Genomic DNA, 13084 nt, shown 5'->3' with positions numbered 1-13084 from the left:
TACGGTCTGCTGCAAAACTAGTTGATAAACCAACCATTACCAACAAAGCAAAAAGCAACAATAAGACCATCACAAAAGACGTCTTTTTAAACTTATTCATAATATCTTTCACCTCATCATTAAAATACAATATATATCTCAACATACCATCCAGCTATTAAAAACTAAGAACACTTAACAATCAACTACTAACCACATCTTATTAATTAATAAATAAAAAAAAACTTGTTAGTCAACAAAAGAACAGTTAGTATCCTATTAAACTATTAACCTTTAATTACTGGACAAACATACTTATAGCAATTACCCATATATAAAGATATCACTTCTACACACCCTAAAACAAAAACAAAGAGAAACTACAAAGCAAAAACAAAACCATAGACTACCCCCCCCCCCCCTAAACATACAAAGAACACACAAACAAAAAAACAAAAAATAAGTAAAAAAAATCAACCCTTTTACAAAAACAACCTACCTAAACCCCACAAACAATTCCCACACACCATTTTCATTTATAATAAACATCCCCAAAAAAACCTTTTATAAAAAAATGAGCTACAAACCTCTAATTTATCCTAGTTTTCACAATATTTTACCCAAAACGCAAAAAATAAAATCTCAGTTAAAATAACAACATCCACACAATCCCCAAAACAACACATGACACTTAACAAAAATGATCAAAAAAAGTACTAACAAACACGCACAGAAAATTAAATAACAGAATGAAGAAAAAAAAAGGAATATATTGGGTTTACTCAAAAATTTATAAGGTTATATAAAATTATTATTTATGAGAAATTTGTCAAAAATAATAAAAGAATGAAATTAATAAATAGAATGAAAATCTTAATTTATAAACATGAAATAATTACTTGGTGAAATGATGAGCAAAAAGATTTCAATAGCTAGTTGTAATGGAATGAGTGCATTAGGTCTTATTGGTAGAGTTAGTTGTGAAGACCTAGCATCTGAAAATGAAGATATGATATCAATCTGTATTACAGCAATAGCTGCTAATAAAAGTGGATTTACTAATATTATCAGTAAATATCCTATTTTAGCCATTAATGGATGCTCTGATAGCTGTGTAAATAAAATTATTGAATCAAAAGATATTAATATTGAAAAAACTCTTTATATAGACAAAATATTAAGTGAATCTCATGCGAAAACTGGTGATCCTTCTCGTCTAGATGAAAATGGTGAAAGAGCTGTTGAAAAATTAAAAATAGCTATTAAAAAAGAGTTAAATCTTATTTAAAAATATTCAAAACTAATGAATATCCCAAATAGTAGAATAAGAGAGCAAAAGGGAAAAAAATATGAGTATAAGAATAGCTATTGTTAGAGATGAACCTTTATTTGGAAAACGAACTTATGAAACAATAAAAAAAGAGTTCATGACTGAATTAATTGAAATAGAGTCTCCTTCTGGTATTTTTATAGATGACATTGATCTAGATAAAAAACTTGAAAAAAGACTATCAGAATTTGATTTAATAATAACTTACATCAAACAAGTTGATATGACCTTAGAACTCGTTGAAAAATTACATGCAAAAGTTTCTTGGATAATAATTGGAATTTGGAGAGGAAAAGGACTAAAAAATCAGCTATTAAAATATGGGAATGTTTCCGTCCCTGACACCATGTGCGAGCTTGAAAATAATAATAATCCTGTCTACAATGAATTTAGTTCTAAATTTGGAAAGCCAGAAATAAAAATAAATTGTCAAGGGGAAAGAATAGCTGATATCGAAGTTTTAAGAGGTTCTCCTTGTGGAGCAACGAAATTCATTGCCGATGAGTTAATTGGAAAGGATGTAAAAGATTCACCAATAGATGCAGGACTCAAAGTGCAACATTATCCCTGTAAAGGACATAAATTACGATTATTTTCTGATGAAGAATCTCATAAACAAGTAGCCTCACAATTACATCACGATGCTGTTAAAAAAGCCTTAAAAGATAGTAATAAAAAATCAAAGCATTAAAGCTTAAAATTAATAAGATTAAATGCAAAAAAGAAAGAATATGATAACTAAAAATAAATAGCTAAAAAAACTTAATACGGAAATGATTAATAGCTAAAAGAATCCATGAGCAAGGCCAAAAAATAAACTTATAGCTATTACAATTATTATAACCCCCGAAGAGAAATTTATAATTGGTTTAACAATGCTTTCTTTCAGTTTATAACTCAAAAGTTCTTCAAGTAGATGACCTCCATCCAATGGTTTCATTGGTAATATATTAAAAAGACCAACAGCTAAATTAAGGAACGCTATCCAATTAAACATTTCAAGTAATGAAAACCAAACCCAAGGTAATTGATTTCCATAAATATTAGCCGTATTTTCTTTAATTTCATAGTTATTAATTGCTTGAATTCCCATATAACCAGCAGAATTATTATTTGGATTTGTTCCTGCTGTGAAATTATAATTTCCTTGATTCGTCGTTACATATACCGGTTTCCCAGGTTTTAAAGTTGAAACTGCATCCATATATGTATTTGAATCTGTAACATTTACTCCATTTATTGCCTCTATTATCATTCCTGGTTTTAACACATTAGCAGATGGAGAATCTGCTATGACTCTGTCTATTTCAACTCCAGTCTGTTGAAAATTTCCAGGAATGACAAAGGATGAAATTGTTAGAGTTATTAAAAATGCAATTACAAATAGAGACATGTTAGCTATTGAACCTGCAGCATAAACTCTCATTCTTGAACTTCTTTTAGCAATCTCCATATCATCTCCATCTGGCTCAACAAAAGCACCAGGAAGAACTGCAAATAAAAGCAAACCTATTGATTTTATATTAATTTTTTCTACTCTTGCTAAAATTCCATGAGAAAACTCATGAACTACAACAACTGTAGCCAATCCTATTATACCATACACAAATGGTACAAATATTGGAGATCCTGGAATACTAACTCCCGGAATAACTAATGAAACTGCAGGAGCATCAATTACTGTGGAAAGAGAATTAAAAAGTAAATACGTCATTACAGCCATAGCTCCGAAAGAAACAAATATTCCTACAATCATGAACCATTTCCAAAATTTTGGAGATAAATTAGCTATTTTATCAATGAAACCACGAAGTCTTTTAGTTTTCCACATTATAGTTGGAAATTCTACAGTTACCCCATAATCAACAAGTTTATTTCTAAATAAGAGGGCTGTTGCCCATATAACTACAAATGCTATTGCATAGTACCATAATGCATCCATCATTTCACTCTTTAACCTTAATTTGAACTATTATTCGAGTTTTTATGTATTTAATTATTATATCTACTAAATAATTCAGTCATAACCTCATATAATTATTATTATATAATAATTCATCTATAATATAATTATTTAAAATGGATAAAAATTACCTATTCCAATTCATTAAATCAAAAAATAGTACATTAACTATTTCTCCCTTATCTATACCTTCTTGATTTTCATCTACTACAATATAGCTATTTGCCTCAACCATTGATCTTATAATTCCAGAACCCCTATTTAAAACGTATTTAACATTGTTTTCATCAGCATATGCTCTAATAAAATCAGTTCGACCTAGATTAGAGTAGATTTTAGCTGAAGATATTCTTTTCTCGATTCTAGGACTATAATCAATATTCTGCATTTTAAATAAATATTCTCGAACTAATGCATCAAATTGACCCATAGCCCCAACAGGATAGCCAGAAAGCATGAAAATTGGAGTACTATTAACAATTCCAAAAGCAACAGGTTTACCTGGTCTTAAAGCTACGCCATGGAATAATACTTCTCCAAGAGACTCAACTGCATCAACAACTACATCTCCTTTGCTAATAGCTGTTCCTCCTGTGGTAATAATTACATCATAATTATTGGAGTCATTTAATATTGTTTTTTTAACTTCTTCAATTCTATCATGAGCATGACCAACATTAACATCTGCTCCACAACTTTTAATCATTGATCCTATTACATATTGATTTGAATTAATAATTTGAGCTCTATCCAACTTTTTAGAAGGTTCAACTAACTCATTTCCTGTTGTAATAAGTTTAATTCTGGGTTTTTGATAGACTTCAACTTTATCTAATCCTGCAGAAGCAATAAGTCCCATTTCTTGAGGTCGAATTAAAGTATTTTTACTAACAATCTTCTCTCCTTTTTTAATATCTTCAGCAAAATCAGCTACATTTTCTCCAGGTGTGACTTGAGAATGAATTTCAATTATTTCATCATCATTTTCATTCTTAGTCGTTATAGTATATTCTTCCATTAAAACAGCATTAGCTCCATTAGGAATAGGAGCACCTGTAGCTATTCTAATAGCTTCCCCTTCGTTTATTAATTTATCTGAAAAGTCTCCTGCTCCAATTTGATCAATGATTTTAATCTTCTTAATCAAGTTTGAAGAAGCACCAAAAGTATTTTCAGCTATTACAGCATAACCATCCATAGCGGATTTGTCAAAAGGAGGAGAATCGTGAAATGACTTGATCTCTTCAGATAAAACCCTCAAATAAGAATCTGTTAAGTCGATGGTTTCTTTAGGCATTATTATTTGATTTTTTTTTAAAATAGCTGAAGCTTCTGATAATGGGATTAATTCTGATAAAAACATTTTTTCACTTGAACAATTATTATAATCTACTATATAGCCTTGAACTCAATGATAACTCTTAAAGTCAAACATACAAACTAAATATGATTTTAAGCCATGAACTCTTCAATAACACCAGTATAAGCATTTTTAAGTTCTGAAACATCTATTTTGGTATTAGTATTGCCTTTAAATATCAAACTACTTCCTTTAACTTCACCAATACAGGCACATGGTATATCAATACTATTTAAAACTTCATCCAACAGATTAGGTTTTACTGTAAAAATATAACGTCCATGAGATTCTGAATAAAGCATATTACTATCCTCAATTGTCTTATTTACGGGAATAGTGGATAAATCAATTTCTGCACCAAGATCACTGGATAATACCATTTCAGCCAAAGAAATAGCTATTCCTCCAGCAGAACAATCATGAATAGCTGTTATATTATTTTTATAATCTTCTAAAAGACTCAAAACAGATTTTGCTGAGTTTATTTCATCATCTATTCTGATTTTTGGAGCTTCGCCTTGTTCCAATCCATGCATTGCTCTATGATATTCTGAACCATCTGTTTCATCAAATGTAGTCCCAATAAGGACTATTTTATCCCCTTCCTCTTTGAAATTCATGGTTCTAATGTTGTTAATATCAACAACACCAACAACACCAACAACAGGAGAAGGATTGATTTTTATCCCTTCAGTTTCATTGTAAAAACTTACATTACCACTTATTACAGGAGTTTTGAACTTTCTAGCTAAATCTGACATCCCCTGTACACATTGTTCAAATTGCCAAAGAATTTCAGGAGTTTCAGGATTTCCAAAATTCAGACAATCTACTACAGCATAAGGTTTTGCTCCCATAGATACTACGTTTCTAATAGCTTCAGCTACAGATCCTGCCCCACCATCATAAGGAGAGAGCTTAGTATGAATGCTGTTACAATCACAACTTAAAACAACTGCATTATTATCATCAACTCTAAGTACTGCAGCATCATCTCCAGGCTTTATAACTGTCCTAATTTGAACTTCGTGATCATATTGCTTATAAATCCATTTTTTAGTAGCTATATTTGGAGATGATAGGATTTTTAATAAGGATTTTTTAATTGGGCCATTTTTGACTTTTACATAATTTTCATTCTTTTTTGGAGGATTAGTAGGTCTGTTTAAAGAAGGAGGATCTGCAAGTAATTCAGCTGGAAGATTAGCTATTACAATATCTTTCTTTTCATTTCTATTATCTTCTACTATCATCAACTTAGTGTCTGTAACATGGCCTATAATAGCTGCAGGAATTTCATATTTTTCACAAATAGCTAAAACTTCATCAACATCTTTTGGATTAATGACAAAAACCATTCTTTCTTGAGATTCAGAGAGCATAATTTCATAAGGAGTCATTTCTTCTTCACGAAGAGGAATAGAATTTAAATCAACAACAGCCCCATTTCCGCATTTATCAACTAATTCTGAAATACAGCAAGTTAAACCTCCGCCACCAAGATCTTTAACTCCAGAAACTTCAACATTATCTAATATTTCAAGAGAAGCTTCTAAAACCTTTTTCTTTGTAAAAGGATCTCCTACTTGAACAGCAGGTCTGTCTTCAATTTCAGATTTTATAGTTAATTCTTCAGAAGCAAAGGTAACTCCATGAATTCCATCCCTTCCAGTTCTTCCCCCCATGAGTAAAAATACATCTCCAACATTAGGAGCTATTCCTTGGACTATTTTATTTTTTTCAACTAATCCCGCACACATTACATTTACAAGAGGATTTGTTCTAAATGACTCATCAAATTCAACTTCTCCTCCAACAGTTGGGACACCCACCCGATTTCCATAATCAGAAATCCCTTTTACAACATGTTCAAATAAATATCGTGATTTTTGATCCTCAAGAGGTCCAAACCGAAGTGAGTCTAGGAGTGCTATTGGCATGGCACCCATTGAAATAATATCTCTGAGAATTCCTCCAATTCCTGTTCCTGCCCCACCATAGGGCTCTATAGCTGAAGGATGATTATGGCTTTCGATTCCTACTGCAAGAGCTAGTTTATCTGTGATAGCTACCATTCCTGCATCATCACCAGGGCCCATTATGATATTTTCTCCTTCAGTAGGGAAAAGTCCTAAAATTGGCCTGCTACTTTTATAGGAACAATGTTCAGAGAACATTATATCCAACATCCCCTCTTCTAATGAGTTAGGTTCCCTTTTAAGTCTTTTTATGATATATTCCATCTCAGAATCCATTAAAGTCATTGTAACACCATTGAATTGTTAACTATTGATTATATTCTATTAGATTAATTTCTAACAATTAATTTTTCGTGATTATTTATATTATAAATTTTATAAAGCTAATGAATAATTTCCATATCTATAAATTTTATAAAGCTAATGAATAATTTTTATATGCTTAAGATTAAATTTAATGACAAAATAATTTTTAATGCTCAAGATACTAATTATTTATAATATAAAGGTAATAAATAATTTTAAATCATTCTTAACATTAATTTAAATTCTCAAGATTAATTTAAATTATTAACATTTATTTGAATTCTTAACATTAATTTAAATTCTCAACATTTATTTGAACACTAATTTTTAATATTAAATTTTCATAACTATCAAAACATCATAAATTTCAATTTTCCACTCTTTAATATAATTATTATTTCCAATTGTGTCAATATCTCCAATTGTGTCAATATCAAAATCATTGAATGAAATAGACTTAGCTCTAACTTCATTAGCTATGAAATTCATTTGGGGTTTAACCAAATCTTTAAAATCATTATCTGCACCTACTTTAATATTTACAGTAGCTTCTACATCTAAATCCATATCTTTTCTCATATCTTGAATTCTTCTAATAAGTTCACGAGCCATAGCTTCTGATAATATTTCAGGAGTGATTTTAGTATTTACAAATACATTTCCTCCATTAAATTCAGAACTAGCTATTGTATCAGGAAGTTCATTTTCAAATAATATATCCTCTGAAGACAATTCAATTATCTTTTCATTGCCATTTTCAATAGCTATTTTAACATCAATCTTTCCATTAGCTTCTAAATCTTCTTTAAGTTTTGTACCATTGTTTTCTTCTAAAAACTTTTTAACTAGGCCCATATCTTGTCTAAGTCTTGGACCTAATGTTTTTAGATTTGGTTTAGCTGTAAAATCAAGATCTTCAAATTCATTGGCAGTTATTACTTTTTTTGTATTAGATTGATCTTTAATGATTTCAGTTAAATAATTTACAGCATCGAGAACTTTTTTATCACTAGATACGACTGTTATATCAGAGACTGGCCATCTTAACTTGTAACCAGCTACATCTCTTGCTCTTGCACAAGCTTCAATTACTTCTCTGACAACATCCATCTTTTCTTCAAGATCTATATCAATGGAAGCAGAATCAAATTTCCAATCTTCCATATGAATACTCAATTTAGTGTCCTTTTTAACATTTTGAACTAGGTTTTGATAGATTTCTTCTGTTATATGAGGAGTTATTGGAGCCATTGCTTTGATTAATATATTTAAAGCAGTATAAAGACCAAAATAAGCTCCTAATTTATCAGGATCATCTTTTTCAACCCAAGTTCTTCCTCTTATTAGTCTCACATACCAACGGCTTAAGTCTTCTAAAATGAAATTATTGATTTTTCTAGTGGCTTGGTGGAAAAATGTACTATCTAATCCTTTTTCAACATTTCCTACCAATGAATTTGCCCTTGATATAATCCATTTATCTTCATCTCTAAGAATCATGTTGTCTTCATTACAATTATCTGGATTAAAATTATCTAACGACATGTAAGTGGTTGAAAATATGTAAACATTCCATAGTATATTGAACATCTTCTTTATATTATTAAGTTCATCCCAAACAAATTTTAAATCATCCCATGGTTTACTAGCCCATAAAAGATAGAATCTTAAAATATCAGCACCATATTTTTCAAGAACTTCTTCTGGTTTTACAACATTGCCCAATGATTTACTCATTTTCTTTCCATTCTCATCTAATACAAACCCATGCATTAATACTTTCTTATAAGGAACTTTATCAAAAGAGATTACTCCTGCCCCAAGTTGTGAATAAAACCATCCTCTAGTTTGATCATGCCCTTCAGTAATGAAATCATAAGGGAACCAATGATCAAATAGCTCTTTCTCTTGTGGATAATAAAGAGATGCCCAGCCAGCTACTCCTGAGTCAATCCAAACATCTAAAACATCAGGTATACGTTTCATTATACCATGTTCATTGTTAGAATTATTTACATTAGAATTATGACCATCACAATCACATTTAATGAGTACATCATCAACATAGGGCCTATGAACCAAATCTTCATCAGTAGCCGTGATTTTATTTAATGAATTTTCTTTTAGCTCTTTAACTGATTCAATAACTTTAATTTTCCCACAATCTTGGCATATCCAAACAGGGATGGGAATTCCCCAATATCTTTGTCTAGAAATTGTCCAATCTTTTGCATTATCAACCCAGTCTCTAAATCTGCTTTCTCCAGCCCATGATGGAACCCATTCAACTTTATCAATTTCACTTAGCATTTTATCTTTTATTTCAGTTATTTTCAAGAACCATTGTTCAGTAGCTAAGTATATAATTGGAGTTTTACATCTCCAACAAGTTCCATATCTATGTTCTATTATTTCTTCCCTAAATAACAGATTATGATTTTCCAAATCAGCTATTATATGAGAATTGGCATCTTTAACAAATTCTCCATGATATTTACCAGCGTCTTCTTTAAAATTTCCAGATTCATCTACTGGTGAAAATATTGGTAAATTGTATTTTTTACCTATTTCAAAATCATCGGGACCATGACCTGGTGCTGTATGGACTAAGCCTGTTCCTTCTCCAAGCTCAACATGATCCCCTGGTAAAATTGTGTGAACTCTAGCTATTTCATCATACTCTTTTTGCTTTGGAATTTCATCTAAGAGAGGATAAACATAATTTAAATTTTCTATATTTTTTCCTTTTACTGTTTTTAAAGTTTCATAAACAATTTTTTTTGATTCATTTATTATGAATTCTTCTGTTTCTTCAGTTCCATCAAAATCAGGATTCTTTTCTTTTGTTTTGATGATTTTTTCACTTTTACCAAGTATAGATTCAACTAAATCACTAGCTAATATCAGTATTTCATTATCAATTTTAATAAAAGAATAATCAAAATCAGGATTCATGCAAATAGCTAAATTAGCTGGAAGTGTCCAAGGAGTTGTAGTCCAAACTAAAAAATATTCATTTAAACCTTCAGGATTAGTTTTTTCATCTAAGAAAGATTCTTTTAATGGGAATTTAACATATATCGAAGGATCTTTCTTATTTTCATAATCAATTTCAGCAGCAGCAAGTGCTGTTTCACATCTAGGGCACCAAGTAATAACTCGTTTATCCTTTACAAGTAACTCTCTTTCATGAGCCTTTTTCAAGGTCCACCAACAAGATTCCATATATTTAGGATCCAGTGTTATGTAAGGATTATCCCAATCCATCCAAACACCGAGGTCTTCAAATTGTTTAGTCATAGCATCTTTATTTTCAAGTGCAAATTCTTTGCATTTAGCTATGAAATTGTCTATTCCTATAGTATCTTCAATTTCTTGTTTACTTTTCAGTTTAAGCAGTTGTTCTACCTTATGTTCAATAGGAAGACCGTGAGTATCCCACCCAGCTTGTCGCCTTATGTTAAAACCACTCATAGATTTAAATCGAAGATGAGTATCCTTTATAATCTTATTCCATGCAGTTCCAAGGTGTATTTCACCACTACAATAAGGAGGACCATCTAAAAATGAATAATTTGGACAATTTTCCCTTAATTGCTGATTTTTAGAATATATCCTATTTTGAATCCAAAATTTCTGGATTTTCCTTTCTATTTTATCATGTTGATATGATTTTTCTGCCTCTTCAATTGGCATTTAAATTCTCCTATGAAGAATGGTAATTTAAAAATGGTAACTTCTCAAAATTCATATATAGTTAGAAATAATTCAATACTTATAGTGCTGAACATTGACTTTGAAAATAACAATTTTAGTATAGATACCTAAAATATATTTAATAGATAATATGTATATAAATAAATTATCTAAAATATATATTTTTAATATTTCCAATTTTTAATTGTTAAGTCTATTACTATAATTTATGAACTATTCAAATTATAAATAATTTGTAAAATTTATATAATTTTTATATGTTCTAATATGAATATAATTTTTATATTTTATAACATGAATTATGATTTTTATATTTTCTAATATGAATATGATTTTTATATTTTCTAATATATGAGTATGATATTGATATATACGAATAATCAATAAAATAATCAATGAAAAATTATAATAATAATTATGATATGCTTATTCATTATATTAATAATTATCTGATTAATAAGATATATTTTAATTTGTTAAATAATTAGAATAATGTTATTTAGCATGAAAATCTAATTAATTTAGGAATTAATTTAGAAATTAGCTTACTAAAATTTAAAATATAATTAAAGATACAAGAAAATACTTAAAATTAATAAGATATTTAAATATCTAAAATTATTAGAATATCTAAAATCTAAATACTCAAAAATATTAGAATTATTAGAATACCTAAAATCTAAATACTCAAAAATATTAGAATTATTAGAATACCTAAAATCTAAATACTCAAAAATATTAGAATTATTAGAATATCTAAAATCTAAATACTCAAAAATATTAGAATTATTAGAATATCTAGAATCTAAAAAGCTATGTGAAAAAACTTTGATTATATTAAAAATTTGGAAAAGGAAACATTAAGTTAGGGGTAACACCTAAACTTTAATGAAGAGTTATTTCTAAAATGTTCGAGCTTTGCCTTTTACAACATTTTCTGTTATAATTGATATATCTTCCAACCACCTATCCATTATAGAAGCTACATTTTTACTAACATCGTCCATTTTAAAACCATTTTCTAATATCAATTGGGAAGTAGCTGCTTTTGGTTGGTCAATTGGCTTACCAATTTGGCTTAAAAGCATTATATTAACTTGTTTTACTCCTTCAACATTGTTAGCAATATCATTAGCCATTTCACTTGATAAAATATTATATATTTTACCAACATGATTAATAGGATTTTTACCAGATGTTGCCTCCATAGACATAGGTCTATTTGGAGTTATAAGGCCATTAGCTCTGTTACCCCTACCAACAGAACCATCATCTCCCATTTCCGCTGATGTTCCTGTGACAGTTAAATAGTAACCTTCTTCACCTTTTGCTTCATCATTGTCTGCAGTATTAATAAATACTTCAGCTTCTCTTTCAGTATTTTGAGTTGCTAAATCTAATATTATATCTTTTAACTCTTCACGAATAGCTATGTATTCATCACGATTGTTCAAATGCCTTGAAACCATAGCACATCCAATAGTCAGTGTAATTTTATCGGAATCACGTAATCCCATAACTTTAATATCCTCGCCAACAGCAGGATATTTCTTTTTAAATGATTTTGAATTTAAAAGTTCTTCAGTAGATAACACTACATTTTCAACTTCAGAAAATGGAGCATAACTTACTCCAAAAGAAGTATCATTAGAAGAAGGAGCACCATCTCTTTTAAAAACATCTACAAGATCTCCAGAACCATGGCCAATCTTACATTCAACTACTGCATCAGATTCAACATTAAGATTAATAATATTTTCATCTAAATATTTTTTAGCAGCTTCAATAGCTACTCTATCAACAGCTAATTTCTTTCCTTGATGTTCTGATACTCCACGACCAGTTAAAAGAATATCTATAGGTTTTATTACCTCTCCACCACCAAAAATAGGATATGATTCTCCTGCTGTAATTTGAACCTCGTCAGTATTGTGATGAAGTACACCACCAAACTCATCTATATACAGTTTACATAATGCACGGCTAACTGATTCAGCTATCCCATCACTTATACTATCTGGATGTCCTATTCCTTTCCTTTCAACGATTTCTATATCTAATTCTTCAATAGGTGTTTGGTTAAGTTTTTCAACAATAATATTTCTCATAAATACCATCACATTAATTCATTATACAATTTTTAAAGCTAATAGCTAGTAAATTTAATACATTGAACATATTTCAATTATTTCTGCTTAAAGTTAGTATTTTATTTATTTTACTTAATAAATATTATTTAATTTTTTATATTATTCTTTTGTGAAAATAGTATAAATAAATGTTCTTATTAAAAGTATTAATAACATGAAAATTAATAATAATAAAATATAGTCCTGAAAATAAAGTTTATAAGTAATGATATTTTTTAAAAACTTTTATATTCATTTATTTCTCAATCTAAATAATCATAATATATATTTTTTTAATAATAAAATTATTAAAGATTATTT

7 protein-coding genes are annotated in these 13084 nt (G+C 29.1%); 2 read left to right on the top strand and 5 right to left on the bottom strand.

Features of this window, described 5'->3' with window-relative positions:
* Positions 1-889: 889 nt before the first annotated feature.
* Complete coding sequence (locus MBCUT_RS08445; protein WP_067260244.1) at positions 890-1267, top strand: putative zinc-binding protein; 378 nt, start codon at positions 890-892, stop codon at positions 1265-1267.
* A 61-nt stretch (positions 1268-1328) separates the two neighbouring features.
* On the top strand, positions 1329-2000 hold the full coding sequence (locus MBCUT_RS08440) for a DUF166 domain-containing protein (RefSeq protein ID WP_084270777.1): 672 nt from the start codon (positions 1329-1331) through the stop codon (positions 1998-2000).
* A 93-nt stretch (positions 2001-2093) separates the two neighbouring features.
* On the opposite strand, the gene MBCUT_RS08435 is transcribed toward MBCUT_RS08440, so the two are convergent.
* The 5 genes from MBCUT_RS08435 to MBCUT_RS08415 all read right to left on the bottom strand — a co-directional run bounded on the left by MBCUT_RS08435 (position 2094) and on the right by MBCUT_RS08415 (position 12742).
* Entirely contained in the window at positions 2094-3251 is a 1158-nt protein-coding gene (locus MBCUT_RS08435) for a site-2 protease family protein (RefSeq protein WP_067260243.1), read from the bottom strand.
* A 148-nt stretch (positions 3252-3399) separates the two neighbouring features.
* Entirely contained in the window at positions 3400-4635 is a 1236-nt protein-coding gene (locus MBCUT_RS08430) for a molybdopterin molybdotransferase MoeA (protein WP_067260242.1), read from the bottom strand.
* A gap of 89 nt (positions 4636-4724) precedes the next feature.
* Positions 4725-6896 carry a phosphoribosylformylglycinamidine synthase subunit PurL gene (gene purL, locus MBCUT_RS08425; protein ID WP_067260241.1) on the bottom strand — a complete coding sequence of 724 codons (2172 nt, stop codon included), beginning with the start codon at positions 6894-6896 and terminating at the stop codon, positions 4725-4727.
* Positions 6897-7250: 354 nt separating this feature from the next.
* On the bottom strand, positions 7251-10613 hold the full coding sequence (ileS, locus tag MBCUT_RS08420) for an isoleucine--tRNA ligase (RefSeq protein ID WP_067260240.1): 3363 nt from the start codon (positions 10611-10613) through the stop codon (positions 7251-7253).
* A gap of 923 nt (positions 10614-11536) precedes the next feature.
* On the bottom strand, positions 11537-12742 hold the full coding sequence (locus MBCUT_RS08415) for a methionine adenosyltransferase (RefSeq protein ID WP_067260239.1): 1206 nt from the start codon (positions 12740-12742) through the stop codon (positions 11537-11539).
* Between the last annotated feature and the right edge of the window lie 342 nt (positions 12743-13084).

It is taken from the genome of Methanobrevibacter cuticularis (assembly GCF_001639285.1).
GTDB lineage: Archaea > Methanobacteriota > Methanobacteria > Methanobacteriales > Methanobacteriaceae > Methanobaculum > Methanobaculum cuticulare.
Note: the sequence above shows the minus strand (reverse complement) of the source record. Positions and strands in the feature narration are given on the sequence as shown.